Below are 25697 nucleotides of genomic sequence, written 5' to 3' on the forward strand. Positions count from 1 at the left end.
GATGTTCCGGTTCGCGCTTTCGCTTCAGACCCGCGGGTTCGGCGAAAACGCCCTTGCGCAGGCACCGGACGCGCTCGTCTTCCTGTTCGGCCTCGTCACCCAACTCGGCGACCAGTGGTTCTACTTCGTCGCGTTCACGTCGCTGTACTGGCTCTGTCGCCCCAGAATCACGGCGCGCCCGCGGCGGACCGCGGCCTCCTTCGTCGGCCTCGCGCTCGGGTCGCTGGCGCTCGTCACCGCGCTGAAAGTCGGCTTCGCACTACCGAGACCGCCGACCGCGGCCGTCGCCGGCGCGCCCGCGTGGCCGTCGCCGCTTTCGGACCTGTTCGTCTCGTTCACGACAGACGACGGCTTCGGCTTCCCGAGCGGCCACGCCCTCGGGACGACTGTCGTCTACGGGGCCGCGGTCTCGCTTCTCGACGTGTGGGACCGCCGCCGCCGACTCGTCGCCGCGGCGGTCGTCGTCGGCATCGTCTCGCTCTCGCGTCTCTTCCTCGGCGTCCACTACGGCGTCGACGTCGCGGTCGGCGTCCTCCTCGGCCTCGGCTTCCTGAAGGCGATTTTCCTCGTCGCCGCCGCGGACGACCCCGACGCGGCCGGCCACCTCGACCCGGCGCGCCTGTTCGCCATCGCGGCCGGTCTCAGCGTCCTCGCGCTCGCGGTGGTGTTCGCCACGGGCCTCTCCGGGCACACCGAAAACGCCGCGGCGGCGCTCGGCGGGTCGCTCGGCGGCCTCGTCGGCTGGACGCGACTCGCCGACCACGAGTCGCTGCCGACGCTGTCGCCGCCGGTGGCGCTCGTCGCGTTCCTCGTCGCGGGCGGCCTCTGGGTCGGCGTGGACGCGGCCGCCGCGCCGGTCCCGGTGACGGTGCTCGCCACCGCGGCGGTGGTCGCGTTCATCCTCGTCGCGCCACGTCTGCAACTCCGATTCGGCGGCGGCGAGAACGCGCGGCGCGCGGACTGAGTTCCTTCTCCGACCGACTTCGGCGGCGCTACGCCCGAGCGGCGGCGACGACGTCGGCGCACGCGTCGGGGTGACCGAGCCACGGAATGTGGCCGGCGGCGAGCGTTTCGAGCCGCGAGTCCGTCATCGACGCAATCGTCTCTCGGACGTCTTCGGGCGTGCCGAGGAAGTCTTCGTCACCCCAGACGAACGTCGTCGGCCGTTCGACGGCCCGCAGTTCGGACGGCGTCAGCCGTGCGCCCGCACGCCAGCCGCTGAGCGTCATGAACGACTTAAGTTCGCTGACCCCGACGGCCGACGCCCGCGGGTTGCGGTCGTGGGCGACCCTCGCGGCGACGAGTTCGGGGTATCGCCGAATCGTCCGGTCTTCTCCGACGACGGCCAGTTGCTCGACGACTGTCGCCTCGGTCGGGTGTCCCCGCGGGACGAGCAGTCGGGCGACAATCGGGACCGTGAACAGCCGAAGCGGAATCGGCGGGTTGGTCCCGGGAAACGCCGGAACGCCGCCGACGGCGACGAGTCGGCGGACTCGGCCGGGGCGCGCGAGAGCGAACGCGAGTCCCCAGTAGCCGCCCGTCGAATGTCCGACGACGTCCACGCGGTCGACGTCGAGCGCGTCGAGCACCCCGTCGAGGACATCGACTGCCACCCGGCGCTGGGTGTCGGCGTCGTATCGGAAGTCGTCGCTCAGGCCCCAACCGGGGCGGTCGAGCGCGAGCATCCGCGCGCCGCCGAGCCGACCCATCAGCGGGGCGAACATCGCGCCGAAGTTCATCACGCCGTGGACGAAAACCAGCGGCGGCTCGTTGGTCGGCTCGCCGGCGTCGACGACGTGGACTCGGCACGCCGGCGAGTCGAGGTCGACGTACCGCGACTCGAACGAGACTCCTTCCGCCTCGAACGCGACCCGTTGGGCCGTCCCGAACTCGCGCTTCGCGTCTGCGGTTTCCGCATCGGGCGACCGGCCGTCGGTTCTCCGTGTGGACGCCATCCGTCTACTGGGTAGCGTAGTCTGTGCACGGTGTTAACTATTGTCTGTGGTGCCTGCTCCGGACCGGCGCACTCGCGAATAGTCCGCGAGCTACCGGGTTCGGCGGCGGCAAAAAATAGTCCGTGTTGGGCGCGCGCGACGGTTAGAACGTTTCGAGGTACCGGTCGAGCTCCCACTGGGAGACGTCGACGAGGTAGTCCTTGAACTCGGAGCGCTTGGCTTCGACGAACTTCTCGAAGACGTGGTCGCCCAGGGCGTTCTGGATGACTTCGTCCTCTTCGAGGGCGTCGACGGCGCCGCCGAGGTCCTTCGGGAGCGTCTCGATGCCGTACTCTTCGCGCTTCTCCTCGTCGAACTCGTAGATGTTCTCGCGGACCGGGTCGGGGCAGTCGAGACCCTTCTCGACGCCGTCGAGACCGGCGTGGATGAGCGCGGCGAACGCGAGGTACGGGTTACAGGACGGGTCGGGGAAGCGGGCCTCGATGCGCGAGGCGGCCGGCGTGCGGGCGGCCGGCTTGCGGATGAGCGCCGAGCGGTTGCGGTCGGACCACGCGATGTAGACCGGCGCTTCGTAGCCGGGGACGAGGCGCTTGTAGGAGTTGACCGTCGGGTCGGCGACCGCCGTGATTGCGGGCGCGTGTTCGAGGATACCCGCGACGAAGCTCTTTGCCGTGTCGCTCAGGTCGAACTCGTCGTCGCCGTCGTGGAACGCGTTCTCGCCGTCCTGGAACAGCGAGATGTGGGTGTGCATCCCGGAGCCGTTGATGCGCGGGATGGGCTTGGGCATGAACGTCGCGTGGAGGTCGTGTTCGGACGCGATGGCGCGGACGACGGACCGGAAGGTTGCGACGTTGTCGGCCGTCGACAGCGCGTCGTCGTACGTGAAGTTAATCTCGTGTTGGCCCTCGGCGACCTCGTGGTGCGAGGCCTCGATGTCGAAGCCCATGCTTTCGAGGCCGTAGATGATGTCGCGGCGCACGTCGGACGCGAGGTCCTTCGGCGCGAGGTCGAAGTAGCCGCCGGCGTCGTTCGTGACGGTCGTCGCGCGGCCGTTCTCGTCTTCTTCGAACAGGAAGAACTCCGGTTCGGGTGCGACGTTCACGTCATAGCCGAGTTCCTCGGCGCGGTCGATAGCGCGCTTGAGGACGCCGCGCGGGTCGCCGCTGAAGGGCTCGCCGGTGGACGTGTTGAACACGTCACAGATGAGACGCCCGGCGGCGCTGTTTTCCTTCTTCCGCCACGGGAGGACGGCGAACGTCGACGGGTCGGGTTCGAGGCGCATGTCGGACTCCTGGATGCGCACGAAGCCGTCGATGGAGGAACCGTCGAAGTAGATTCCCTCGGTGAACGCCTTCTCGGCCTGCGAGGCCGGAATGGAGACGTTCTTGACCGTTCCGAGAATGTCGGTGAACTGCAGTCGGAGGAAGTCGACATTCTTCTCTTCGATCTCGTCGATGACCGACTGTGCCTCGTCGCTCAGGCCGCCGTCGGTGAGTGCGTTGTCTTCCGTCATTTTCCTGAACACGCGATTCGAACACCCGCACTATAAAGACCTTTCCGCTTAATGCAATTCCCCGCGGTGTGCCACAGAATTGGATATTCGTAAAATTCTAATGCCCCGGGAGGGTGTGTAGATGTAATGACGTACGAAAACCTCGACGCGAAGCTCATCAACGCGCTCCTCGGCGACGGCCGAGCGAGCCTGCGAAGCCTCGCCGAAGAACTCGACGTGTCGGTGACGACCGTCTCGAATCACCTGCGAGACCTCGAAGACGAGGGGGTTATCGAGGGCTACACGCCCCGCGTCAACTACGACGCGCTCGGCTACGACGTGACCGCCGTCATCCAACTGAAAGTCGAGGGCTCCGCGCTCCCCGAAATCACCGAGCGCCTCCGCGCGGAAAAGCAGATGATTTCGGTGTACGAGGTCACCGGCGACTACGACATCATCGCTATCGGCAAGTTCCGCGACACCGACGGCATGAACACCCAGATCAAGAAACTGCTCACCGACGCGGACATCCGCGAGTCCAACACGTCGGTCGTGCTCAACGCAGTCTCCGAAAACGAGCAGTTCGACCTCGAACTCGACCAGTAACGCCGTCAGACGATTCGCGTTTTTACGTCGCGCATCTCGGAGTCGCAGTAGGGACACCGGTACCGCGTCTCGAAACCGTCGGGCGTCGTCGTGGTCGCCGTTTCTATCTCGTGGACCGCCACGTCGCGCCCACACTCTCGACACTGAACCGCTGGCATCGGTTCGTGTTCGTCGACTGGTCGAAATAAATCTACTGGCATGTGTGTATAGTTGTCACTCTCCCGTCTATAGATGGAAGGGCACCGCTTCGACTGGAGACTCCGAGTTTCGCTCGATGCGGCCGGAGTTCCGCCCGCGTTTCCGCGCCGTTTTCGACGGCCGCTCGAAGGCTCCCGTTTCGACTGGAAAACCCGACGACACGGGTCGATTCATCGCCCGATAAACTGGAGCTGAAATGTTGCGAGTTGTCCGCTTAACGGGCGAAGCCGCCGACCCGGTCAGAACTCGTCTTCGAAGACGAACGTGCCGTTTCGCTGGACGACCTCACCGTCGACTTCGATGACCGAGTCTTCGGACATGTCGACGATCATATCGACGTGCTCGGCGCTCTCGTTGAGTTCGTTTTCCGCGCCGACCGTCTCGGGGTACGCCGATCCGACGGCCATGTGGACGGTGTCGCCCATCTTCTCGTCGAACAGCATGTTGTAGGTGAACTGGTCGATGCTGCGGTTCATGCCGATGCCGAGCTCGCCGAGGTAGCGCGCGCCCTCGTCGGTGTCGAACACGCCGTCTAAGACCTCCTCGTTCCCCTCGGCGGAGTAGTCGACGACCTCGCCGTCCTCGAAGCGGACGCGGACGCCGGAGACCTCGCGGCCCTGCCGGTACAGCGGCAGGTCGAAGTAGACCTCGCCGTTCACGGACTCTTTCACGGGCGCGGTGAACACCTCGCCGCCGGGGAGGTTGTGTTCGGCCGTGTCGTTGATGGCGGTGTTGCCGGCGATGCTCATCGTCACGTCGGTCTCGTCGCCCGACGTGATGCGGACCTCGTCGCCGTCGTTGAGGATGTCGACCAACTGCTGTTGGAGTTCGCCCTGCGCGTCCCAGTCGAGGGTGACGGCGTCGTAGACGAAGTTCTCGTAGGCCTCGGTGCTCATGCCCGCGAGCTGGGCGCTCCCCTTCGCGGGGAACTGGGTGAGACACCAGCGCTTCGAGAGCATCTCGCCCTGCACGGGCTTGTAGGCGCGCTTGTACGCGGCGTTCGTCTCCGGCGGCACGTCGCTCTGTTCGGTCGCGTTCGTCTCGCCGCGGACGCGGATGATGACGTCCGTCTCCTCGTAGAGCGCCAGCACGTGCGCGGGCGTCTCGTAGTCGTCGTCGCCGGCGCGGAGGAACGCGCGGGTGAACCGCGGGTTCGCGTCCATCGCGACGACGTTCGCGCCGCGGTCGCCGAGGAGTTCGTGGACGGCCGTGACGAGGTCCTCGGCCACCGCGGGCGCGGAGACGACGACGTTGTCGCCGGCCTCGACGCTCGTGGAGTGGTCGACGATGGTCTGTGCGTGCTCGCGGATGCGCGGGTCCATACCGCGTCGTGTGTGTCCCCGGGGCAAACACCTTTCGAAGCGCAAATATTGCGACACCGCGGGGAAACGCCCCGCGGACCATCGTTTATTTCTCCGTCGGCGCGGTCTCTCCGCGCATGATAGACCTCCGAAGCGACACCGTCACGCTCCCGTCCGACGAGATGCGCGAGGCCGCCCGCGACGCCGCCGTCGGCGACGACGTGTACGGCGACGACCCGACCGTGAACGAACTCGAAGCGCGCGCCGCCGAGCTGGTCGGAAAGGAGGCCGCGCTGTTCGTGCCGTCGGGGACGATGGGCAACCAAATCGCCGCCCGCGTCCACGCCGACCCCGGCCAAGAGGCGCTCGTTGACGAGAAGGCGCACGTCTACAAGTGGGAGGTCGGCGGCTTCGCCCAGCTTTCGGGCCTGCAGGTCCGCGCCTACGACGCCGGCGAGCGCGCCGCGCCGACGCCCGAACAGGTCCGCGACCACGCCCGCGAGGAGTCGCTTCACGTCGCCGGCACGGGCGTCCTCTGCCTCGAAAACACCCACAACGCCCGCGGCGGCGTCGCGGTCCCGAAAGCCGACGTCGACGCCGCGGCCGACGCCGCCCGCGACCTCGGGATTCCGGTCCACCTCGACGGCGCGCGCCTGTTCAACGCCTGCGTCGCCCTCGACGAGGACCCGACGGCGATGGTCGAGCGCGTCGACACGGTGATGTTCTGTCTCTCGAAGGGACTCGGCGCGCCCGTCGGCTCGATGCTCGCCGGTTCCGAGGCGTTCATCGAGGAGGCCGTCCGCGTCAGAAAGCAGTTCGGCGGCGGCATGCGGCAGGCCGGTCTCATCGCCGCGCCGGGGCTCGTCGCGCTCGACAACGTCGACCGCCTCGCCGACGACCACGCGAACGCCCGCGTCCTCGCCGAGGGTCTCGACGCCGTCTCCGGCCTGTCGGTGCCGACGCCCGACACGAACATCGTCGTCGTCGACTCCGAGGGCGCGGGGCTGACGGCCGACGAGTTCGTCGAACTGTGCGAGGACGTAGACGTTCTCGGCGGCACGTTCGGCGAGTATCACACTCGCTTTACGACGAATCTGAACGTCGCGCGCGAGGACGTGGAGAACGCGGTCGAACTCGTCGCCGACGCGGTGGAGTCGCGGTAGGTCGAGAGAGGCCGCTGTGAGTCGCGGTCGGTTGGTGGCGGCCCACTCGGTTCGTTCGGATTACAACTCGGGTTCGATGTAGACGAAGTGGACCCGGTCGTCGGCCGCCCTGAGTTCGGACTCGATTTCGGTGATGTGGTCGTCCAACTCTTCGGTGTCGAGTTCGGGGTCGAAGCTCACGTCGAGGGCGACGAGCAGTTTCTCCGGGCCGACGTAGCTCGCGCGGAAGTGGTCGACGTGGACGACCCGCGGGTCGTTTTTCACGATGTCGCGGAGGGCCTGTTCCTCGTCCACGGGGACGCTCTCGCCGATGAGGAGGCGCTTGTTCTCCCACGCGAGCGCGATGGCGAAGCCCATGAGCAGTATCCCGATGAGGAGCGCCGCGGCGGCGTCGAACATCTCGTTGCCCGTGAACTCGGTGAGGCCGATGCCGACGAGCGCGAGCACCGCGCCGGTGAGCGCGACGGTGTCCTCGGTGAACGCCGTGAGCGTCGTCACGTCGCTCGTCTGCCGGAAGGCCTCGACGAGGCCGGTCCACTCGTACTCCTCTATCTGCCGGCGGAGTTCGGCGTGCGCCTTCAGGAAGGCGTAGCTCTCGAAGGCGATCGCCCCGAGGAGGATGGCGACGTTGACCCACACGGGCTCGATTTCGAAGCCGGCGAGGACGAGCGCCTCGCCGCCCCCGCCGTGGGCGGGGTGCATCAGGGCGTCGTAGCCGTGTTTGGCCGACTCCCAGCCGGCGATGCCGAACAGCATCACGGAGACGAGAAACGAGTAGAAGAACTGCGATTTCCCGTGACCGAAGGGATGGGACTGCGTCTCGCCGCGCTTGCTGTCGCGGATGCCGATGAGGAGAAACACCTGGTTGCCGGTGTCGGAGATGGAGTGGTACGTTTCGGAGAGCATGGAGGGACTCCCGGTCGCGAGGAAGCCGAGGAACTTGAGAATCGCAATCGCTCCGTTCGCGAAGAGCGCGGCGACGACGACGGACGTACTGCCTGCCATGTCGTGGGCCACTCCCCCCGCCCGGATAGAGCTACCGACGCAGAACCGGGACACCGCTCGCCGACCGCGGCGGTCCCCGACCGGTCCTGACCGCCTCCGACCGCCTCCGACCGACCCGACGCAACAGTCGGTAGGTTTCAATCCCTCCGGCCCCTAGCCCGGCGCATGCTCGTCGTCGTCTCCGACACCCACAGCACGGACGGTCATCGACTGACTAACCGAACCCTCGACGCGGTCCGCGAGGCCGACCTCGTCGTCCACGCGGGCGACTTCATGCGCGAGTCCGTCCTCGACGCGTTCATCGACGAAGCCGACAGCTTCCTCGCGGTGTACGGCAACAACGACGGATCAGAGATACGCGACCGGGTTCCCGCGGCGCGGAACGTCACCTACGGCGGCGTCGAGTTCGCGGTGACCCACACCCGCCGCGGCGGGAACACCGCGCTGTCGATGTTCGGCCGCGAGCGCGGCGCCGACGCGGTCATCTTCGGCCACAGCCACCGGCCGGGCTTCCACGGCACCGGGCCGATTCCGCTCCTCAATCCGGGGAGCCACGCCCAACCGCGGGGCAACCGCAAGGCCCACGCGGAACTAGAGGAACTGCCGGACGGCGGACTCCGCGGGCGACTCGTCACGGTCGACGGCGACACCTTCGAGACGTTCCGCATCGTCCCCGACGAATAGCGGGGCGAGGTCCGGTGGAGGGCCGGAAGAATCAGCGGGAACAGACCCGAGCGGGTCTGTTGAGGGTAGTCCGAGGCCACGCGGACGACGGGGTGAGGGGCAGGGGCACGGATGGCAGTCCCGTCGCCGTTGGGGGCCACGCGCGACCTCGTACTCACTCCTACGGGTGACGGTATCAAATACGCACCGTAAGCTCAAACAGCCGTTTTAGTCACGCAGTACGCCCACCGCGACCCACGCGAGAAGCACGGTCAGCCCGCCGAGGAAGAACAGCGCCCCCGGCGAGAGCGACCCGATTGCTCCCGCGAGCCCGTTCGACCCGCTCGTGAGCTGTGCCGCGGTCTCCGTGGCCGTCTGTGCGACCGGCGTGTCCGGAACCGGCGTCGGCGTCGCGGCCGCGGTCTCCGTCGCGGTCCGCGCGGCCTCCGTCACCGTCGGCGTCGACTCGACCGCCGTCCGGGTCGCCTCCGCGGTCTGCGCCGTCGGATCCGACGTCGTGGTCACCTCGGCGATGCCGAACCCGCCGCCGTCGGTCGTCGTCGCCGTCTCCGTGGCCGTCCGCGTCGCGGTCGACGTTGGCTCGGCCGCCGCGGTCGTGGTGGCCGCATCGGCCTGATGGGTCGCGTTGAGTCCGCTTCCCGCCCCGCCGCTCTGGCCGGCTTCGGAACCGCCAGCGCCGTCCGCGCCGCCGCCCGAGGCGCCGAAACCGAACGGGAGCACCGACCCGGTTCGGGCGAGTCGGTTCACGACGGCCGCGCCGATGCCGAGGACGCCGACGCCGCCGATGAGGCGCGTGAGCGCGCCCTTCAGCCCCTTCGTCTCGTCCTCGCGTCCGGCGACGACGACGAGTGCCCGGTCGGCGGGCGTGTAGACCTTCATCTCGCGGCCCTTCTCGGAGTACCTCGTGTCCGCCACTTCGATGAGGCCCGCTTCCGAGAGGTTGCCGAGGTGGTACTGGACGTTCTGGAGGGACGTGTCGACCTCGGTTGCGAGGTCGGAGGGCGTCGCCGGCGACTCGTGGAGCGACGCGAGGACGGACCGGGCGGTCGACGAGGAGATGGCTCCGAGCAGGTCGTCGGCCTCGTCGCTGTCGAGGCCGATGACTCGCGGGTCTCGGTCACCCCGGTCGTCGTCCGAATCGCCCGGGCTGGAGGGGATGAGGTCGGCCATCGAATCGGCGTTACTCGCCGCTTCCCATGAGTGTTCGTATTCTTTCACGACGCGTCGCCGAAATTGCTATACCTCGTGCCCGCCGAACCCATCCACATGACCGACCCTCTGGTCGTAGACGGCCTCGTCGACTTTCTCGCGGGGAATCCCGTGTTCGTCGGGCTGCTCGTCGCGCTGTTGCTCTTCGTCTTCTTCGGGTATCTCCTCGTCCGTCGGACGCTTCTCGGACTGAGCGAGGGGTACGACGAGGCGCGCCGCCGCTGATGGACGGGACAACAGCCGACGCCGACGACCGCCGGGGGGTCGCCCCGTGGTAGCCGCCGCGACGCTCGCCACGTTCGTCGTCGCCGCGCTCGCCAGCCTGTTCATGGCGTGGGCCATCGGCGCGGGGTCGTCTGGGTCGACGCCGTTCGCGCCCGCCGTCGGAGCCAACGCCATCTCGGTGATGCGCGCGGGTTTCATCGTCGGCCTGCTCGGCTTCGCCGGGGCGTTCCTGCAGGGAGCGAACGTCACCAACGCGGTCGGCACCGAACTCATCGGCGGCGTCACGCTGACCGCCGCGGCCGCGGTCGTCGCGCTGCTCACCGCGGCGGTGCTCGTCGCGCTCGGCGTCTTCGCCGGCTACCCCATCGCCACCGCCTTCACGGTCACCGGCGCGGTGGTCGGCGTCGGCCTCGCCATGGGCGGCGACCCCGCGTGGGCGAAGTACCAACAGATCGTCTCGCTGTGGGTGCTCACGCCCTTCGTCGGCGGCGGCGCGTCGTACGCGACCGCTCGCCTCCTCCGCGCCGACGGCGTCTCCGAGCGGTGGACCGTCCCCGCGCTCGCCGGCATCGTCGGGCTGCTCGTCGCCAACATGGAGTTCGCCGGCCTCGGCGGCGCGTCGGGGTCGGCCTCGGTCGCCCGGGCCGCCGCGGTCGAACTGACCGGAGTGGCCGGCCTCGGCGAGACCGTCTGGTTCGTCGCCGCCGTACTCCTCGTCGCCCTCGCCGCGGCCGCCGTAGTCGGCCGGTGGGTGACGACCGACAAGACCCGGGGCCAGCGGCGGTTCCTGCTCGTCCTCGGCGGCCTCGTGGCGTTCTCGGCCGGTGGCAGTCAGGTCGGCCTCGCAATCGGACCGCTCGTCCCCCTTCTCGACGCGGTCGCGGTCCCGCTTCCGGCGCTCCTCGTCGGCGGCGGACTGGGCCTCCTCGCGGGGTCGTGGACCGGCGCGCCGCGCATGATTAAGGCGCTCGCGCAGGACTACTCTTCGCTCGGGCCGCGGCGCTCCATCGCGGCGATGATTCCCTCGTTCGCCATCGCCCAGACCGCCGTCGCCCTCGGCGTCCCCGTCTCGTTCAACGAGATTATCGTCAGCGCCATCATCGGCTCCGGCTACGCCGCCGGCGGGTCGGGCGTCTCCGGGCGGAAAATGCTGTACACGGTCCTCGCGTGGGTCGGCTCGCTCGCCCTCGCATTCGGGCTGGGCTACGGCGTCTTTACGCTCGTGTCGAGCGTACTCGGTCTGTGAACGTTCGTGGCCTCCGCGTCGCGCTCGCCACCCTCGTCGCCGCGCTCTGGGCCGCCTTCGGCGTCTACCACGTCGCGATGGCGGTCGTGACCGGTATCTCGCTCCGCGGGTTCGCCTTCGGTACCGTCGGGCTCGGCGGGTTCGCGCTGGCGATTCGCTTTCGTGGACGGGCACGACGGCTCGGCGACGGCACCGCCGACGCGACCGGGCTGGTGTTCCTCGCGCTGGCGTCGCTGGTGCTCGTGTTCCTCTCGTTTACGCTTCTCGGGTGAGTCCCGCGGACGACGGGTCGAAAACGAGTTCCGCGTGCGGTCGGCCGCCGAGACGGACCGGGTGCCGTCCCGATTAGGTGTCGGGTTCGACTTCCGCTTCCTCGTCGCCGTTCTCGTCGCCGTCGCCGTCGGCGGCTTCGACGCCCGTGTTGGTCTGGATGCGCGCTTTCATGATGCGCGTGTTGTCGACCTGCTCGATGCGGATGATGATGTCGTTGTAGCTGATCTCTTCGCCCTCCTCGACGAGGCGACCGGCGCGGTTGAAGATGAAGCCGGCGAGCGTCTCGAACTCCTCGCCCTCAGGGAGTTCGATGTCGAGCATCTCGTTGACCTCGTCGATGTTGACCTCGCCGCGGACGAGGTAGGTGTTCTCGCTGACCTCCTCGAACGGCTCTTCCTCGTCGCCTTCGAGGATGTCGCCGACGATTTCCTCGACCATGTCTTCGAGGGTGATGAGCCCCTCCGTGGTCCCGAACTCGTCGATGACGACGACCATCTGCATCCGCGTGTCCTGCATCTCGGCCATCAGCTCGTCGACGTTCTTCGACTCGGGGACGTGGAGCGTCGGCGAGACGATGTCGGCGATGCCGACGCCGCGTTCGCCGTAGTACTTCTCGCGGACGAGGTTCCGGATGTTGACGATGCCGATGATGTTGTCGAGGTTGCCGTCGTACACGGGAACCCGCTCGTGGTCGGCCTGCACGCACGTCTCGATGGCCTCGTCGATGGTCGCGTCCTTCGGGACGGCGGTCATGTCGAGGCGCGGGGTCATGACCTCCTTCGCGATGGTCGAGTTGAACCGGAAGATGCGGTCGAGCATCTCGCGTTCTTCCTCCTCGATGACGCCCTCGCGCTCGCCGGTCTCGATGAGGTTCTGAATCTCGTCGCGGGTGACGTAGGTCGTCTCGATGGCGGTCTGTCCGCCGGTGACCTTGTTGATGACGCGGGTCAGGTAGTCGAAGAAGACGACGAGCGGGAGCAACAGCAGTTCGGCGTATTTCAGGGGCCGCGCGATGCGGAGGGACCACGACTCGGTGTTTTCGACCGCGTAGGACTTCGGCGCGCTCTCGCCGAACAGCAGGACGACCGCCGTTATCCCGAACGTCGCGATCGCGACCGCCTCGCCCTGTTGGAAGCCGACGAAGACGAGTAGCCCGGTCGATATCGAGGACATCGCGATGTTCGCGATGTTGTTTCCGACCAGAATGGTCACGAGAAGCCGGTGCGGGTCGTCCTTGAGCGCTTTCACCCGTTCGGCACCCGGCACACCGTCTTCGACCATCGAGTCGACGCGGTGTTTTGCAAGCGAGAACATCGCGATCTCTGACGAGGAGAAGAACGCCGAGAGACCGATCAGGACGATGATTCCGATTACGCCGAGGACCGTTATCGTCGTGTCGTCCAGCGGAATGTTCGAGACCTGTGCGGCCGCGAGTGTCGTGGCTGGTGGTAACTGTAGCGGCGGCAAACCCATGTAACTACGTTGTCTTGCGCGGGACCGGAATTAAGAGTTGCCCTCGAACCCCCTCGCTCGACGTCTCGGTCGCCTTCGCCGAGTCGCCCGCCGAACCGATATTGCGGCGCGGATCCCCGCGAGCGAAGGGCTTAGGCGACGCTCTTCCCAACAACCCCGCATGTCCGACGAGCAACCGGCGATTACGCTGTACCGACTGCAGGCGTGCCCGTACTGCGAGCGGGTCGTCCGCACGCTCGACGAGCAGGGCCTCGCCTACCAGTCGCGGTTCGTCGAGCCGATGCACTCCGACCGGAACGTCGTCAAGCGCGTCTCGGGCAAGCGCTCGGTCCCGGCCATCGTCGACGACAACACCGGCGTCACGATGTCCGAGTCGGCGAACATCGTCGAGTACCTCGAACACACCTACGGGGAGGGAGCCTGATGCCGGACTTCGACGTCGTCTCCCTGCTCGACCACGACGCGCCGTCCGTGGGCGACACCGCCCCGGATTTCACCCGCCCGCTCGTCAACGCGGAGTTCTGGGAGGACGCCTCGCTCTCGGACCTCGCCGACGACGGGCCCGTCCTCCTCGTGTTCCACACGATGGCGGGCGCGTTCCCCGCAACGTACGTCTGGAACGAGCTCCGCGACCGCGGCGTCCCGGAGGACGTGCAGGCGGTCGGCGTCTCCATCTCGTCGCCGTACGAGCACAAGTCGTTCCTCGAAGCGCGCGACGTGGACGCCCGACTGTTCTCGGACCCCGCGGCCGGCGTCGCCGCCGACTACGACCTCGAACACGACCTCGACGGGATGACCGGCGTCACCGAACACCGCCCCGCCGTGTTCCTCCTCGACGAGGACCGAACGGTCCAGTACCGCTGGGTCGCCGACGAGTGGCCGGACTTCCCGGACTACGAGGGTATCGAGGACGCCCTCGACGACCTGTAGCCGGACTCGTCTCCGAAACGACGCGCGGGTCGGTTTCTCGACCCCGCCGCGCCGACCGCGCTCCCGTCCCCGCGCGGAATCGCCGTTTCGTCACGCTTTTTCGCCCGTTGCACGTCGGCTCTCTCATGAGCGACGACGACGTGCAGCGTGCCGCCGACGCCGTCCGCCGCGGCGAGGCGGTCGTCTACCCGACCGAGACGGTCTACGGCATGGGCGCGGACGCGACGAACGCCGACGCGGTCGAACGCGTCTTCGACATCAAGGGCCGCGACCGAGACAACCCGCTTTCCGCCGGCTTCCCCGACGTGGACGCCGCGCTGGAGCACGTCGTCGCCGACGCCCGCGAGGAGGCCTTTATGCGCCGGTTCCTCCCCGGGCCGGTGACGGTCGTCGTGGAGCGGCGCGACAGCCTCCCGGACGCGCTCGTCGCCGGCAAGGACCGCGTCGGCGTCCGCGTCCCCGACCACGAACTCGCGCTCGACCTCTTCCGCGCGGCCGGGACGCCCGTCACCGCGACCAGCGCCAACCGCTCCGGAACCGGGAGCATCACCCACCCCTCACAGCTCTCCGACGAGATTCGGGACGCCGTCGCCGTCGTCCTCGACGGGGGGACGACCCCCGGCACCGAGAGCACCGTCGTCGACCCCGGTCGCGGCGTCGTCCACCGCCGCGGCGCGATGGCCGACGACATCGAGGCGTGGTTAGACGAACACGCCGACGACGCGTAGCGGGCGGCGGCCGCCGTCTCGCCGCCCCGCCGTCGGCGACGCGACCCACCTCACCGCCCGAGCAGCGACGACAGCGACCACGTTTTCACGCCGCACCGCTCCCGGTAGGCGCACGACTCGCACTTCGCGGAGTCCCGGAGCCGCGACGGGACGAAATCGAGGTCGCGGGCGACGCGGAGCGTCCGCCGATAGGCCGCCTTGTTCCCCGTCGTGAGTCTGACCGTTCGGACGACGCCGACCGCCGGGTACTCGACCAGCGCCCGCGGTATCGACGCCTCGCGCTCCCACGCGAGCGCCTTCGCCAGCGCGACCGCCCTGACGCGCTGGGGCTCCCAGACCCCCCGTTCGGGCGGTTCTCCCGGCGAGACAAGCGAGGGAATCGGCGGCTGGTCGTCGTCGTCGTCGCCCTCGCCCTCGCCCTCGCCGTCGTCCCCGCCGGGACAGCGGACGAGTTTGTGCGCGACGCCGCGGCAGTCCTTGCCCGCGAGGAGTTCGTCGCGGGCGACGGGGTCGGTGAGCGCGTCCCAGTCGTCGCGCTCGCGGAGTCGGACGAGGTTCTCGCGGTACGCCGACGGCGACACCGAAATCGGCCGCGCCGCGAGTTCGTCGTCGTTGGCGTCGAGTAGGGCGGGATATTCGAAGGCGAGCGCGCGAACCTCGCGGACCGCGGGCGGCGGCGCTCTGTCGCCGTCGCGGCGGGCGTAGTAGAGCTGTCGCGGGCAGTATGCGGCGCGAGCGAGGTCGGACGCGGCGACGAGGGAGGACACGGACCGGCGTGGCCCCGTCATCGGCTAAGAGCGTTTGGACGCGACCGCTCGGCCCGTCGTCGCCGTGGGTGCATTAATACGGCCGCGTCCCTTGGTTGACTGACATGGCATCGACGCCCTCCTCCTCGTGGCTCCGGATGACGCGGCCCGAACTCGCCGTGTTCGTCTCCGGAATCACGAGCATGGGTCTGGAGATTCTCGCCGGGCGGATGGTCGCCCCCGAATTCGGTAGCAGTATCTACACGTGGGGGAGCATCATCGGGGTCTTTCTGGCGGCGCTGAGCCTCGGCTACCACCACGGCGGCCAGCGGGCCGAACGGGCCTCGCACGGGGCGCTCGTCCGCGTCTTCATCGGCACGGCGGCGTACATCGCGGGCGTCATCCTCCTCGGCGACCTGTTCATCCAGTCGACCGCCGGACTCCCCGTCCCGAGCCGGTTCGCGTCGCTCCCCGCCATCACGCTCCTGTTCGGCCCGCCGACCTACTACCTCGGCTTCATCAGTCCCTACGCGGCCGAACTCTCCGGGCGGTCCGACGTGGGCGCGGCCTCGGGCCACGTCTACGCCGTCGGCACCGTCGGCAGCATCATCGGCGCGTTCGCCACCACGTACTTCCTCATCCCCTCTCTGAGCGTCACCAACATCGGGCTCGTCTTCGGACTCGTCTCGGTCGTGACGGCGCTCGCGCTCGCCCGCCCGGACATCGGCCGCGACGAGGCGGTCTGGAGCGTCGGTATCGCCGCCGTCCTCGTCCTCGCGTCGCTGACCGGCGGCATCGGTCTCGACTCCCGCGGCACGACCGTCTACCACACCCAGACCGCCTATCAGGAGCTTCGCGTCGCCGACGCTGACGGGACGCGGACGCTCTACCTCGACGGCCAGCCCCACAGCGCGATGGACCTCGACGACCCGACGCGGCACGTCTTCGACTACACCTCGTACTTCCACGTCCCCTTCCTGTTGTCCGACGACATCGACCGCGTGCTGTTCGTCGGCGGCGGCGGGTTCACCGGCCCGCGCGTGTTCTTGGAGAAGTACCCGAACGTGACCGTCGACGTGGTCGAACTCGACCCCGAGGTCGTCTCCGTCGCCGAGGAGTACTTCGGCGTCGAGGAGTCGCCCCGCCTCAACGTCCACACGATGGACGGCCGGCAGTACCTCAGAGAGACGAACCGGACGTACGACCTCATCGTCCTCGACGCCTACCGGAAGGACAAGGTTCCGTTTCAGATGACGACACGGGAGTTCATGCAGCTCACCTCGGACCGCCTCGACGAGGACGGCGTCCTGTTCGCCAACCTCATCTCCGCGCCGAGCGGTCCGGCCTCGCAGTTCTACCGCGCGGAGTACAAGACGATGCGGTCGGTCTACCCGCAGGTGTACAGCTTCCCCACCGCGGGGAGCGTCGTCGTCCAGAACATCGAGGTCGTGGCGACGAAAGACGAGACGCTCGTGACGGCCGCGGAGCTACAGGCGCGCAACCAGCGCCGCGACATCGGCATCGACCTCGCGGCCGAACTCACGTCTTACCGGAACGACGAACCCACCGACGACGTGCCGCTTCTCACCGACGACCGCGCGCCCGTCGACAGCCTCTTGGACCCGATGGTCGGCCAGCGATACGTCGTCCAGCGCACGAACGAGACGAACGAGAGCGAAGCGGACGCCGCCGCCGCGCTCGCCGTCGCCCCTCGGTCGTAACTCCGACCCGCCCCTGACGACGCCGTCGTCCCGGTGTTTATAGTACCGGGAACCCACCGCTTTCGCATGGGAACGAGTGATGCCGCGGTCGGGTCGGCGACCGGCGAACACGAACACACGAGTCGGTGGCCGCTGGTCACCGCCGGCGGTGCCGCCGGACTGTACGCCGGTGCCGGACTCTTTCTCGTGGGATCGGCGCTCGTGCCGACCGCGATTCCGCTCGTCCTCGTCGGCCTCGGCGTCCTCGGCTTTCTCGGCGGCATCGCCGGGTGGACCTACGAGGCGTTCATCGCCGACTGGGCCGATTCGACGGGCGACAGCGCATCGACGTACGTCAGCGGTATGGCGCTGTTTCTCGTCTCCGACGTGGCGACGTTCCTCGCGGGGTTCGTCTACTACGGCTTCATTCGCGTCGGCACGTGGCCCCCGACCGAACTCCCCTCCCTCCTCGGGTCGCTCGTCCTCGTGAACACGCTCCTGTTAGTCGTGAGCAGCGTCACGCTCCACTACGGCCACCACGCCCTCGAAGCCGGGAACCGCCGCGGCTTCCTCGGCGGGATGGCGGCGACCGTCGCCCTCGGCGTCGTCTTCCTCGGCGGGCAGGCGCTCGAATACTACGAGTTCGTCGCCGAAGAGGGCTTTACGCTCACGAGCGGCGCGTTCGCCAGCGCCTTTTTCGGCCTCACGGGCCTCCACGGCCTGCACGTCTCGCTCGGCGTCGTGCTCCTGTGTCTCGTCTTCGGACGCGCGCTCCGCGGACAGTTCACGGCCGAGCGGGACACGTCGATTCGGACGGTCGCCCTCTACTGGCACTTCGTGGACGCGGTGTGGATTCTCCTCGTCCTCGTCGTCTACGTCGGCGCGGAACTCGGGTGAGGAGAGGTGCGGAGACGGCGTCGCCTCCGCGTGCTCTCTCACTCCGCGCGCTCTTCGATCGACACCAGCGTTCGATACGCGGGCGGCGTCAGGATGCCGATGACGCCGAGGACGATTGCGAACACGCCCAGCGGTAGCTGGAGCGGTGCGGCAACGAAACAGGGGTTCTCGGCGACGACGGTGACGAAGTGGCGCTCGCCCTCGTAGGTGACGAAGCTCCCGTTGAGAAACTCGTCGTAGTGTCGGAACTCGCCGTCGACGCGCGCCTCCCCGACGGAGTCGTTGAGGGCGTCCCTGAACGCCTCCTGCTCGGCCTCAGAGAGGTCCTCGTAGGCGAACCGCGTCAGGTTCGGCCGCGGGTCCTCGCCGAATCGGGCCGTGGTCTCCTCGGGTGAATCGACCGCGATAGTGGGCGTTCCGCAGGTCGTGATGTCGTCTTGAATCACGTCGTACGTGGCGGGGACGGCCGCGGCGATACCGACGGCGACGAGTAACACGCCGAGGAAGGGCGCGACGTAGGTGAAAAACACCGAATCGCCGCGCCGGCTCATTCTCCACCTCCCAGCGCGGCCCGCTGTCTCGACCGCAGGTACTGGAAGGTGACGGTCAGTCCGAGGCCGTACGACCAGTGGGCGACGAGGCCGAACGCGAGGTAGCCGACGAGACCGAGTCCCTGCTGGCCGGTGTAGAACGCCACCACGAACCCGGTCCAGATGAGCGTCGAGAACACCAGTCCGCGCTCGAAGAGCAGCCGCCCGGGGAGGAACTCGCGGAAGGCGAGGAAGAGAAGCGGCCACGTGACCGTCCCGCCGACGAGAAAGAGGACGGAGCCGAGGGCCGGGGTCGCCGGGAGCCCGACGAGCTCCGCGATTTCACCGAACGAGGCCGGGTCGAGCACGCCGATGAGCACCGCCGTCCCGAGCCCGCCGGTCATGAGGAGCGTGCCGACGACGCCCCCGACAGCGGCCACCGAGGCCTTCCGCGACACGTCCTGGATGACTGAGCCGACGCCGCCGGCCAACCCGTCCGGTTCGGCGGAGGGGTCGAACGACCGCCGCACCGACGACGGCGCGGCCGGCGACAGTCCGTACCGCGTGACCATCCGGGACTCGAACCACTCCCACTCCTTCGTGAACTGCCCCGTCGACTTGAGGTCCCACGGGTCCGTCGTCTCGACCGGCGCGCCCCGCCAGTACGAGACCACGACGTTGTAGAGCCACAGCAGGACGCTCAGCCCGATGACGTACGCGCCGACGGTCGCGATCTGGTTCGCGAACTGGTACTCGTGGGGGTAAATCGCGTGGCGTCGCGGCAGTCCCAACCCGCCGATGATGAGGAGCGTCACGAAGGTCACGAGCGACCCGACGATCATGAGCACGGCCTGGAACTTCGCCAGCCGCGTGTCGTACCAGCGACCGGTCATGAGCGGATACCAGTAGTAGCTCGCGGCGACCATCATGAACGGGATGATGCCGACGACGATGAGGTGGAAGTGGCCGACCACGTAGTACGTGCCGTGGTAGAGGATGTCGACGGGGATGACCGCCAGAAACACGCCGGTGACGCCGCCGATGATGAACGTCGAGATGCTCCCGGCACAGAGCATGAAGGGGGCGCTCATCCGGATGTCGCCCTCCCACATCGTCGCCAGCCAGTTGAAGACCTTGATGGCGCTGGGGACGGCGATGGCGATGGAGACGGCCATGAACGACGCCTTGATGCGCGGGTCGACGCCCGTGACGAACATGTGGTGCGCCCAGACCCCGAACGAGAGGACGCCGAGGCCGAGCGTCGAGTAGACGATGAATCGGTACCCGAAGAGCTTCCGACCGACGAACTTCGGGAGAATCGTACTCATGAGTCCCGTCGCGGGAAGGAACAGGATGTAGACCTCCGGGTGGCCCCAGAACCAAAACAGGTGCTGCCAGAGGATCGCACCGCCGCCTTCGACGGCGAAAAACGTCGTCCCGAAGTTGCGGTCGAGGAGGAGCATGACGAGCGCGCTGCCGAGAAGCGGGAACGCGAACAGCGCCAGCCCGCTCGTCACGAGGATGTTCCACGAGAAGATGTCGAGGTTCGCCCACGTCACGTCGTCGGCGCGCTCGTGGACGATGGTCACGATGAAGTTGATGGCCCCGACGGTCGTCGAGACGCCGCTGAGGTGCAGGCCGAGAATCAACAGGTCGAGCTGCGGGTTCTGGCTCTGTACCGAAAGCGGCGCGTAGAGCGTCCACCCGACGCCGACCTCCCGGAGGCTGAGGAAGAACCGAATCGCCTCCTCCGGGAAGAACAGGCCGAGCAACTGCCCGCCGACCTGGACGAACAGCCCCATCCGGACGAGCAACAGCGCGGGCGGGAGGAGCCAAAAGCCGATGGCGTTGACCCGGGGGAACGCCATGTCGTCCGCGCCGACCAGAAGCGGGATGAAGTAGTTGGCGATGCCGAAGAACACGGGGAGGACGAAGAAGATGAGCATCGTCAACCCGTGGGTCGTAAACAGCGCGTTGTACGTCTCCGGCGTCCAGATGTCCGCGGGCGGGGTCAGAAGCTCCGTCCGGAGCATCATCGCGTCGATACCGCCCCAGACGCCCGCGAGCGTCCCGAAGAGGACGTAGAGGATGCCGATTTCTCGGTGGTCCGTCGTCGTCAAGATGCGGAACAGCTGTCTTTGGAACCGGCCGAGCTCCGCACTGATGCTCTCTTGGACGGTCGCGCCGCCGTCGCTCTCGACGGTCTTCTCGCGTCGGAGCCGAACCCACAACACCGCCACCGAGAACACGACGAGCGCGAGCGCGGTCACTTCGACGAGGGCTCTGTTCGTCATCGGGTCGACTCACCGCCCGTGACGTCGATGGAGGGACCCGGGATGATTGCCATTACGTGGCGTTTACTGTGTCCGGAAATAAAACTAGGTTGCACGACTCCCGTCGGTGCGACAAACCGAACTGTCGGGAAAAACCAACTGACGGCGGTGACTAACCTATTTGGCCCTCCGCGTGGTAGCCGACGTAATGAGTCGCCTCCGGTCGCTCGTCAAACTCGCACTCGTTGCGGTGGCTCTCGGTCTGGTCGCGACCCCCGTCGCCGCGCAGTCTCTCAACCGCGCGGCGATCGACGAACTCAACACGCAACTGCTCTACGTCGCCCTCCCGCTCACCCTGTTCGTCGAGTTGGTCCTCTTCTACGCCATCTACCGCTTCCGCGACAACGACGATCCGAAGCCCACCACCGACGACCCCGCACTGGAGATTACGTGGACCGTGGCGACGGCGGTCATCCTCGTCTTCGTCGGCATCTCCGGCTACTACGTCCTCACGAACCCCTATCTCACGCCCGCTGTCGCCGCCGAGTCGGGCGACGACGCCGCCGATATGGAGGTCGAAGTCGTCGCGTACCAGTGGGGATGGGAGTTCCGCTATCCCGAGGAGAACATCACCACGCAGAACCGCCTCGTCGTCCCCCAGGACAGGGACGTGCGTCTCGTGATGGAGTCCGAGGACGTCATCCACTCGATATACGTCCCCGACCTCGGCGTCAAACAGGACATCTTCCCCGGTCAAGAGCAGGTCGCTCGGACCCGCGCGACCGAGACCGGCGAGTACGACCTCTACTGCGCCGAACTCTGCGGGACGGGCCACAGCAGGATGAACGGACAGGTCGTCGTGATGACCCAGTCGGAGTACGACGCGTGGGTCGACGCGAAGACCTCCCCGAACGGCTCCGCGACGGCTGTATCGGCGACGAACAACTCGACGAACAACTCGACGGCGACGGCGTCGTGACGAACATCACCGCGGCACCCGCGTCGGCGACGAGCGACGCCGCGGTTCGCCCGCCCGTCGGGTAACGCTCTCGGACGAACCCGTTATCCCGTCCTGTCGAGCGCCTTGCGGTACGCTCGCGGACCCGCCACGGCGGCAGTTCCCAGCACCATGAGCATCGCGCCGGTTTCGAGCCGCTGGCTGGTGGCGGTACCGGGCGCAACGACGCCCGCGATGAGCAGTACTCCCACGACGAACATGAGTCCGCCGAGAACGTCGAGCGGTTGAATTGACACCGTAATCGAGAGGATTCCCGCTCGGCGCAAAAGTGTTCTCGCCGCCAACCACCCCGATTAGGACGACCAGCAGTAGGCAGAGTGCGACTTTCGCGCGGCAATTCGCGCCGAGTCGGCGCGACCACCTCGCCGGGGGCGCCGCTCAGTGGCCACCACCTCCGACGAGGCCGCGAGACTCACGCCCAGACACTCCTCTGTTGGGGTGAAAAGTAGCGGCAAAACGAGCCGCTTTGTTTATAAGCCCAATGGGACCGCCCGGGCTGTCCTTACCCAACAGTAGCCGACTCTCCACTACCTCTATCGGTCGAACTGAGATATTCCTACTCATGACTCATTCAATCCGGAGTTTGTCCAGGTGAGGACGGCGGCGCAGCTCCATCCGTTCGCGCTGGGACGCTTTGTCGTAATGCTGTTCAATAACCTCCTGAGACGCATTCACGCGCTCCGCGGTCACCTCCGCAGGGAACCCGCGATCTCTGTGCCACGTAATCGAACCCGTCCGAATGTGGTGCGGTGATCGAGAAGACGGACACTTGCTACCCTGAGTGTATGACCCCGCGAACTCGCAGGAATCTTTCTCGTACTCGTGCGGGCACGGACCAGCGACACACGGCTGGGTCGCCTGATACATCCATCCCCGAAAACCGTTCTTCGAGATACGAGTCCCGTGATGCGTCACGAACAGCGGAGAGCGACCGAAGTCGTCGTGACCGTCCGGCCGGAACTTCTCGATGTAGGTGTTCAGCGACTCGACGACCTCCGGCAAGAGCGAAACCGTACGTTCGCCATTCATCTGATTCTTCAGCGGCGTCTCGGACTCCGGCCGGTGGACGAACTCGACGTACTGCTCATCGGGGTAGTAGTCGCGCAGATCGAGCCCACGAAGGGCACCAAGACGAGCGCCCGTGTGCCACGCGAGTTCGAGAACCGCGTGGAATCGAGTCCCGCGGACGCTACTGTGTGACCGGTAGTACCGAAGCAATCGAAGCGCGTCGTCGGGAACCAACATCGTGTCTCGCGACCGCTCCGACATCGGGACACTCGGTACGTGGACCTTCTTCGAGAGACCGTCCTCGACCGCCTCGATGCGTTCGAGGTACTCGATGAACCCGAGTAGCGTCTCCATCTCGCCGTGGAGAGTGGGTGAGGCGATTCCCTGACCTGCGCGAAAGGCCTCGAACTGCTCGAACGTCCATCCGTTCAGGTCAGAGACGCGCTCGATATTCCGGTCTTCACACCATTCGACCCAGAGTTTCAGACGATACTTGTAGGTCTTGATGCTCGACTCCGAGAGTTCCGTCCCGCGACGGTCAAGATACCGACGAACGGCCTCACGGGGCTTGAGTTCCGAAGGTCCGTTCATGGCTCACCCCATCCATCGAAGATGGACATGGCGCATCGCTGGTGCAGGTAGTAGTCGTCGACATCGTTCCGGTCGGCTGTGAATCTGTACTCCGCTTCGACAGAGACGTAGTCCTCAGACGGGTCGACTTCCATCCGACAGACCGCACACGTCGGGTAGTACGTCATCTGCACCCTCCGCTGTGTTCGGGGCAGACCGGAACCATTCGCGGATAATACTCGTCTTCGGTCGAGAGATCGAAGCCGTCGCACTCCGTCGGCTCCAGAACTCGCCCGCAGAAATGACACTCGACCCACTCGGTCAGCGGATCGATGAACGCAGGACGAGTAGAATCGGCTTGCCCGCCGTCGGCCACGAGCTGACGTTCGATGCGGCGGCATTCAGAACAATGACCGTCGTCGTCGAGACCGCGGAGTCTGTCACACGCGCGGCAGGGCCGCCTGTGCGCGGGGCGGCTCATCTCTTGACCTCCAGCGCCGCGCACTTCCGGCAGACGCTCAGGCGAGTCTCGGCATCGACACCGACTGCCGCGCGGACGTGGCAGACTGCACACGGGCACTCGTCGCTCTTATCAAACTGTACTGCATCGGTCGCTATGCGGGTGGTAACACCCGCGACTTTGGTTTCCGTCATAGTGGATGACGGAGCTTCCCGACGAAGGTGCTGGTACCACCATCGTCGGGGCCTACGAAATCATCAACAGCCAACAGCTCGTCACATCGCTCCGTACTCAACACCACACACCTATTGTGTATAAATGCACGGATTGTTCCTATCCTTTCTTAGAGAGTGATTAAGTACATAACCGGACACATACACCCAGTAAGGACACATCTACAACCAATGAGAAAGTCTGCATCTTGGATGACGATATGGGACGATCGAATTCTTGAGTGGGCGGTCGAGCACGATTCAGCAAGTGCGTCAGTACTGAGGGATAGCGGCTACTTTCAGGTCTCCCGGTCGCAAATCACTCGGCGTCTCAAGAGGCTCAATGAGAAAGGAATGCTTCAGCACCTCGGGAATGGCGTCTACGTCATCACGCCAATTGGTGAGGAGTATCTCGAGGGCGACCTTGATGCAGAAGAACTGAACGGCGAGAATGGTGAAGAGGGCTCTGCGTCCGCGTGACTCAATCTGAGATGCGGAAGTCAGGTGACTGGATGACCATCTGGGATGACCGGATTCTCGAGTATCTTCTCGAGCACGGCTGGGGTTCCCCGGAGACGATCCATTGGGAGATCGGCCGCGAGACGACGCTTCACCAAATTCGAGAACGGTGTCGCGTACTGTGTCACGCTGGGCTGGCGTCGCCGTTCATCGACGAGAGGGATGCCGATATGTTTGAGATTACTGGGTGGGGGCAACTGTACCTCGAAGGAAAGGTGAACGCCGGACTGATTCGACCGGATCCGAAGCCGAGGCCGCCAGATAAAGTACGCCCAGATTACTGGACAGGGTTTGTATAGTATTCATCTCGGAATTTCTCTACTAGTTTCAGAATAAATTACGTATGGATTAAATACCGGAGGTTTGCTACAATGTGGTTCACTTTCACTCTGCTCCCGCCATAAATATATGCTTCTGGTGACATCTTATAGTATGTCGAATTATACTCTAAATCGAGATGCGGCCTTGACAACCACGATAGATGGTTCGACTATAGTTATACCGTTCTTCCAATGTAATGACTGTGGGAGTGCAATCTCGGAACATTATGCTGGAATAACTGGAAGATGTTCCTCTTGTACTCGGGAAGATAACCAAACTGAAGGGTTAGAACAGATTCACACAGTTACGATATACCTCCCAGACGAAGATCGAACCAATTCGGGGGTCGTCGGGGACATATCGAAGTTTTCGGACCAGATTTACGAGGCCAAGGGTGGGAAACATGTGACAAAAATGTCGAATATTCTTAAATATGGAATTGACAAGTTCGACGAATTGAGCCATGCAGATCTCATTGTGTACCCCCCTTCTGGAGAAGGTGGGGATAATCATATGAAGCAGATTGCAGAGGAGCTGTCATCTAAGACAATGATTCCATCAGCAGATGTTACTGAAAAAGCCGAAGATTATCCATCTCAAAAGAGTACGGATAGTCTAGATGAGAGAATTAGTAATATCCAGGGTAAGATTGGGATTCGCCAAACATCATCAGTTAACTTTGAGGATGTCGATCAGGCCATAATAGTGGATGATGTTGTAGTCACGGGTTCTACTATGTCGAACACAGCTCAAGTACTACTTCAAGAAGGCGTTAGCCAGGTATACGGTCTAGGAATCACACGGAATGAAGCACTAAACCATCTAATTTGCTCTGTAGGATCGGTATACGGCGCTTGATTTCATGGATATCTCACGCTCCGGCGAAGATTGTAGACGGTGCATTTGAGCACCATTTCACGGAGCTCCAGGTGCCAGCTTCGCGCACGCACGGCTG

At 65.9% G+C, this 25697-nt stretch carries 29 protein-coding genes and 1 pseudogene; 16 read left to right on the forward strand and 14 right to left on the reverse strand.

Annotated elements, in window-relative coordinates; genetic code table 11:
- The first annotated feature begins 1 nt into the window (after position 1).
- Positions 2–964 (forward strand): phosphatase PAP2 family protein, encoded by a 963-nt coding sequence (locus tag NDI65_RS15485; protein WP_310893823.1) that lies wholly within the window; start codon positions 2–4, stop codon positions 962–964.
- A gap of 28 nt (positions 965–992) precedes the next feature.
- On the opposite strand, the gene NDI65_RS15490 is transcribed toward NDI65_RS15485, so the two are convergent.
- Entirely contained in the window at positions 993–1955 is a 963-nt protein-coding gene (locus tag NDI65_RS15490; protein ID WP_089779765.1) for an alpha/beta hydrolase, read from the reverse strand.
- Between the two features lie 142 nt (positions 1956–2097).
- On the reverse strand, positions 2098–3468 hold the full coding sequence (gene glnA / locus NDI65_RS15495) for a type I glutamate--ammonia ligase (protein WP_089779763.1): 1371 nt from the start codon (positions 3466–3468) through the stop codon (positions 2098–2100).
- 126 nt (positions 3469–3594) lie between these two features.
- Between glnA and lrp the strand changes: the two genes are divergently transcribed.
- Positions 3595–4053, forward strand: a complete 459-nt coding sequence (gene lrp, locus NDI65_RS15500; RefSeq protein WP_089779760.1) for an HTH-type transcriptional regulator Lrp — start codon at positions 3595–3597, stop codon at positions 4051–4053.
- A gap of 5 nt (positions 4054–4058) precedes the next feature.
- On the opposite strand, the gene NDI65_RS15505 is transcribed toward lrp, so the two are convergent.
- Complete coding sequence (locus NDI65_RS15505; protein WP_167321014.1) at positions 4059–4211, reverse strand: hypothetical protein; 153 nt, start codon at positions 4209–4211, stop codon at positions 4059–4061.
- A 279-nt stretch (positions 4212–4490) separates the two neighbouring features.
- Positions 4491–5573 (reverse strand): aminopeptidase, encoded by a 1083-nt coding sequence (locus tag NDI65_RS15510; protein WP_089779758.1) that lies wholly within the window; start codon positions 5571–5573, stop codon positions 4491–4493.
- A gap of 116 nt (positions 5574–5689) precedes the next feature.
- Here NDI65_RS15510 and NDI65_RS15515 point away from each other — a divergent pair, with 116 nt between their 5' ends.
- Positions 5690–6715, forward strand: coding sequence for a GntG family PLP-dependent aldolase (locus NDI65_RS15515; RefSeq protein ID WP_310893824.1), 1026 nt, complete (start codon positions 5690–5692; stop codon positions 6713–6715).
- A gap of 60 nt (positions 6716–6775) precedes the next feature.
- On the opposite strand, the gene NDI65_RS15520 is transcribed toward NDI65_RS15515, so the two are convergent.
- A complete protein-coding gene (locus NDI65_RS15520) occupies positions 6776–7720 on the reverse strand; it encodes a cation diffusion facilitator family transporter (protein WP_089779754.1) in 945 nt (314 codons plus the stop codon).
- A 165-nt stretch (positions 7721–7885) separates the two neighbouring features.
- On the opposite strand from NDI65_RS15520, the gene NDI65_RS15525 reads away from it, so the two are divergent.
- Positions 7886–8404 carry a metallophosphoesterase gene (locus tag NDI65_RS15525; protein WP_089779752.1) on the forward strand — a complete coding sequence of 173 codons (519 nt, stop codon included), beginning with the start codon at positions 7886–7888 and terminating at the stop codon, positions 8402–8404.
- 207 nt (positions 8405–8611) lie between these two features.
- Here NDI65_RS15525 and NDI65_RS15530 read toward each other — a convergent pair whose 3' ends face one another.
- Positions 8612–9574, reverse strand: a complete 963-nt coding sequence (locus tag NDI65_RS15530; protein WP_089779750.1) for a winged helix-turn-helix domain-containing protein — start codon at positions 9572–9574, stop codon at positions 8612–8614.
- Positions 9575–9670: 96 nt separating this feature from the next.
- On the opposite strand from NDI65_RS15530, the gene NDI65_RS15535 reads away from it, so the two are divergent.
- Genes NDI65_RS15535 through NDI65_RS15545 form a run of 3 tightly spaced genes read left to right on the forward strand, consistent with a single transcriptional unit; the run spans position 9671 to position 11356 of the window.
- Positions 9671–9838, forward strand: coding sequence for a hypothetical protein (locus NDI65_RS15535; RefSeq protein WP_167321013.1), 168 nt, complete (start codon positions 9671–9673; stop codon positions 9836–9838).
- Between the two features lie 46 nt (positions 9839–9884).
- Complete coding sequence (locus NDI65_RS15540) at positions 9885–11084, forward strand: inorganic phosphate transporter (protein ID WP_089779745.1); 1200 nt, start codon at positions 9885–9887, stop codon at positions 11082–11084.
- Positions 11081–11356 (forward strand): hypothetical protein, encoded by a 276-nt coding sequence (locus tag NDI65_RS15545; protein WP_089779743.1) that lies wholly within the window; start codon positions 11081–11083, stop codon positions 11354–11356. Before NDI65_RS15540 ends, NDI65_RS15545 begins: the two co-directional genes overlap by 4 nt.
- A gap of 73 nt (positions 11357–11429) precedes the next feature.
- On the opposite strand, the gene NDI65_RS15550 is transcribed toward NDI65_RS15545, so the two are convergent.
- Positions 11430–12830, reverse strand: coding sequence for a hemolysin family protein (locus tag NDI65_RS15550; RefSeq protein ID WP_089779741.1), 1401 nt, complete (start codon positions 12828–12830; stop codon positions 11430–11432).
- Positions 12831–12990: 160 nt separating this feature from the next.
- Here NDI65_RS15550 and NDI65_RS15555 point away from each other — a divergent pair, with 160 nt between their 5' ends.
- The 3 genes from NDI65_RS15555 (at position 12991) to NDI65_RS15565 (ending at position 14488) form a co-directional block, all read left to right on the forward strand.
- Positions 12991–13254 carry a glutathione S-transferase N-terminal domain-containing protein gene (locus tag NDI65_RS15555; RefSeq protein WP_089779739.1) on the forward strand — a complete coding sequence of 88 codons (264 nt, stop codon included), beginning with the start codon at positions 12991–12993 and terminating at the stop codon, positions 13252–13254.
- Complete coding sequence (locus NDI65_RS15560; protein WP_089779737.1) at positions 13254–13760, forward strand: redoxin domain-containing protein; 507 nt, start codon at positions 13254–13256, stop codon at positions 13758–13760. Before NDI65_RS15555 ends, NDI65_RS15560 begins: the two co-directional genes overlap by 1 nt.
- 125 nt (positions 13761–13885) lie before the next feature.
- A complete protein-coding gene (locus NDI65_RS15565; RefSeq protein ID WP_089779735.1) occupies positions 13886–14488 on the forward strand; it encodes an L-threonylcarbamoyladenylate synthase in 603 nt (200 codons plus the stop codon).
- A gap of 50 nt (positions 14489–14538) precedes the next feature.
- Here NDI65_RS15565 and NDI65_RS15570 read toward each other — a convergent pair whose 3' ends face one another.
- Positions 14539–15255, reverse strand: a complete 717-nt coding sequence (locus NDI65_RS15570) for a hypothetical protein (protein WP_089779733.1) — start codon at positions 15253–15255, stop codon at positions 14539–14541.
- 104 nt (positions 15256–15359) lie between these two features.
- On the opposite strand from NDI65_RS15570, the gene NDI65_RS15575 reads away from it, so the two are divergent.
- On the forward strand, positions 15360–16955 hold the full coding sequence (locus NDI65_RS15575) for a fused MFS/spermidine synthase (protein ID WP_089779731.1): 1596 nt from the start codon (positions 15360–15362) through the stop codon (positions 16953–16955).
- A 66-nt stretch (positions 16956–17021) separates the two neighbouring features.
- Positions 17022–17831, forward strand: a complete 810-nt coding sequence (locus tag NDI65_RS15580; protein ID WP_089779729.1) for a heme-copper oxidase subunit III — start codon at positions 17022–17024, stop codon at positions 17829–17831.
- Between the two features lie 38 nt (positions 17832–17869).
- Here NDI65_RS15580 and NDI65_RS15585 read toward each other — a convergent pair whose 3' ends face one another.
- The gene (locus tag NDI65_RS15585; protein WP_089779727.1) at positions 17870–18382 is read right to left on the reverse strand and encodes a hypothetical protein; all 513 of its coding nucleotides are present in this window, start codon (positions 18380–18382) and stop codon (positions 17870–17872) included.
- Positions 18379–20655 carry a DUF6789 family protein gene (locus NDI65_RS15590; RefSeq protein WP_089779725.1) on the reverse strand — a complete coding sequence of 759 codons (2277 nt, stop codon included), beginning with the start codon at positions 20653–20655 and terminating at the stop codon, positions 18379–18381. The genes NDI65_RS15585 and NDI65_RS15590 overlap by 4 nt, the downstream gene beginning before the upstream one ends.
- Positions 20656–20842: 187 nt before the next feature.
- Between NDI65_RS15590 and coxB the strand changes: the two genes are divergently transcribed.
- Positions 20843–21613, forward strand: a complete 771-nt coding sequence (gene coxB / locus NDI65_RS15595) for a cytochrome c oxidase subunit II (RefSeq protein ID WP_089779723.1) — start codon at positions 20843–20845, stop codon at positions 21611–21613.
- Between the two features lie 83 nt (positions 21614–21696).
- Here coxB and NDI65_RS15600 read toward each other — a convergent pair whose 3' ends face one another.
- The 3 genes from NDI65_RS15600 to NDI65_RS15610 all read right to left on the reverse strand — a co-directional run bounded on the left by NDI65_RS15600 (position 21697) and on the right by NDI65_RS15610 (position 23418).
- Entirely contained in the window at positions 21697–21888 is a 192-nt protein-coding gene (locus NDI65_RS15600; protein ID WP_089779721.1) for a hypothetical protein, read from the reverse strand.
- 331 nt (positions 21889–22219) lie between these two features.
- Positions 22220–23251 carry a tyrosine-type recombinase/integrase gene (locus NDI65_RS15605; RefSeq protein ID WP_049967980.1) on the reverse strand — a complete coding sequence of 344 codons (1032 nt, stop codon included), beginning with the start codon at positions 23249–23251 and terminating at the stop codon, positions 22220–22222.
- Positions 23248–23418, reverse strand: a complete 171-nt coding sequence (locus NDI65_RS15610; RefSeq protein ID WP_181950714.1) for a hypothetical protein — start codon at positions 23416–23418, stop codon at positions 23248–23250. Before NDI65_RS15610 ends, NDI65_RS15605 begins: the two co-directional genes overlap by 4 nt.
- Before the next feature lie 697 nt (positions 23419–24115).
- Between NDI65_RS15610 and NDI65_RS15615 the strand changes: the two genes are divergently transcribed.
- The 3 genes from NDI65_RS15615 (at position 24116) to NDI65_RS15625 (ending at position 25600) form a co-directional block, all read left to right on the forward strand.
- Positions 24116–24382, forward strand: a complete 267-nt coding sequence (locus tag NDI65_RS15615; RefSeq protein ID WP_310893825.1) for a PhiH1 repressor — start codon at positions 24116–24118, stop codon at positions 24380–24382.
- 32 nt (positions 24383–24414) lie between these two features.
- The gene (locus NDI65_RS15620; protein ID WP_310893826.1) at positions 24415–24720 is read left to right on the forward strand and encodes a repressor phrH2; all 306 of its coding nucleotides are present in this window, start codon (positions 24415–24417) and stop codon (positions 24718–24720) included.
- A gap of 133 nt (positions 24721–24853) precedes the next feature.
- Positions 24854–25600, forward strand: a complete 747-nt coding sequence (locus NDI65_RS15625; protein ID WP_310893827.1) for a hypothetical protein — start codon at positions 24854–24856, stop codon at positions 25598–25600.
- 2 nt (positions 25601–25602) lie between these two features.
- Here NDI65_RS15625 and NDI65_RS15630 read toward each other — a convergent pair.
- Positions 25603–25697: pseudogene (locus NDI65_RS15630) on the reverse strand (IS5/IS1182 family transposase); the annotation flags it as partial.

It is taken from the genome of Haloferax sp. S2CR25 (assembly GCF_031624535.1).
Taxonomy (GTDB): domain Archaea; phylum Halobacteriota; class Halobacteria; order Halobacteriales; family Haloferacaceae; genus Haloferax; species Haloferax massiliensis.

Coding starts and splice junctions, on each gene's coding strand:
- NDI65_RS15485 (WP_310893823.1), top strand. CDS start 2: ATGTTCCGGTTCGCGCTTTCGCTTCAGACCCGCGGGTTCGGCGAAAAC.
- NDI65_RS15490 (WP_089779765.1), bottom strand. CDS start 1,955: ATGGCGTCCACACGGAGAACCGACGGCCGGTCGCCCGATGCGGAAACC.
- glnA (WP_089779763.1), bottom strand. CDS start 3,468: ATGACGGAAGACAACGCACTCACCGACGGCGGCCTGAGCGACGAGGCA.
- lrp (WP_089779760.1), top strand. CDS start 3,595: ATGACGTACGAAAACCTCGACGCGAAGCTCATCAACGCGCTCCTCGGC.
- NDI65_RS15505 (WP_167321014.1), bottom strand. CDS start 4,211: ATGCCAGCGGTTCAGTGTCGAGAGTGTGGGCGCGACGTGGCGGTCCAC.
- NDI65_RS15510 (WP_089779758.1), bottom strand. CDS start 5,573: ATGGACCCGCGCATCCGCGAGCACGCACAGACCATCGTCGACCACTCC.
- NDI65_RS15515 (WP_310893824.1), top strand. CDS start 5,690: ATGATAGACCTCCGAAGCGACACCGTCACGCTCCCGTCCGACGAGATG.
- NDI65_RS15520 (WP_089779754.1), bottom strand. CDS start 7,720: ATGGCAGGCAGTACGTCCGTCGTCGTCGCCGCGCTCTTCGCGAACGGA.
- NDI65_RS15525 (WP_089779752.1), top strand. CDS start 7,886: ATGCTCGTCGTCGTCTCCGACACCCACAGCACGGACGGTCATCGACTG.
- NDI65_RS15530 (WP_089779750.1), bottom strand. CDS start 9,574: ATGGCCGACCTCATCCCCTCCAGCCCGGGCGATTCGGACGACGACCGG.
- NDI65_RS15535 (WP_167321013.1), top strand. CDS start 9,671: ATGACCGACCCTCTGGTCGTAGACGGCCTCGTCGACTTTCTCGCGGGG.
- NDI65_RS15550 (WP_089779741.1), bottom strand. CDS start 12,830: ATGGGTTTGCCGCCGCTACAGTTACCACCAGCCACGACACTCGCGGCC.
- NDI65_RS15555 (WP_089779739.1), top strand. CDS start 12,991: ATGTCCGACGAGCAACCGGCGATTACGCTGTACCGACTGCAGGCGTGC.
- NDI65_RS15560 (WP_089779737.1), top strand. CDS start 13,254: ATGCCGGACTTCGACGTCGTCTCCCTGCTCGACCACGACGCGCCGTCC.
- NDI65_RS15565 (WP_089779735.1), top strand. CDS start 13,886: ATGAGCGACGACGACGTGCAGCGTGCCGCCGACGCCGTCCGCCGCGGC.
- NDI65_RS15575 (WP_089779731.1), top strand. CDS start 15,360: ATGGCATCGACGCCCTCCTCCTCGTGGCTCCGGATGACGCGGCCCGAA.
- NDI65_RS15580 (WP_089779729.1), top strand. CDS start 17,022: ATGGGAACGAGTGATGCCGCGGTCGGGTCGGCGACCGGCGAACACGAA.
- NDI65_RS15585 (WP_089779727.1), bottom strand. CDS start 18,382: ATGAGCCGGCGCGGCGATTCGGTGTTTTTCACCTACGTCGCGCCCTTC.
- NDI65_RS15590 (WP_089779725.1), bottom strand. CDS start 20,655: ATGACGAACAGAGCCCTCGTCGAAGTGACCGCGCTCGCGCTCGTCGTG.
- coxB (WP_089779723.1), top strand. CDS start 20,843: ATGAGTCGCCTCCGGTCGCTCGTCAAACTCGCACTCGTTGCGGTGGCT.
- NDI65_RS15605 (WP_049967980.1), bottom strand. CDS start 23,251: ATGAACGGACCTTCGGAACTCAAGCCCCGTGAGGCCGTTCGTCGGTAT.
- NDI65_RS15610 (WP_181950714.1), bottom strand. CDS start 23,418: ATGACGTACTACCCGACGTGTGCGGTCTGTCGGATGGAAGTCGACCCG.
- NDI65_RS15615 (WP_310893825.1), top strand. CDS start 24,116: ATGACGATATGGGACGATCGAATTCTTGAGTGGGCGGTCGAGCACGAT.
- NDI65_RS15620 (WP_310893826.1), top strand. CDS start 24,415: ATGACCATCTGGGATGACCGGATTCTCGAGTATCTTCTCGAGCACGGC.
- NDI65_RS15625 (WP_310893827.1), top strand. CDS start 24,854: ATGTCGAATTATACTCTAAATCGAGATGCGGCCTTGACAACCACGATA.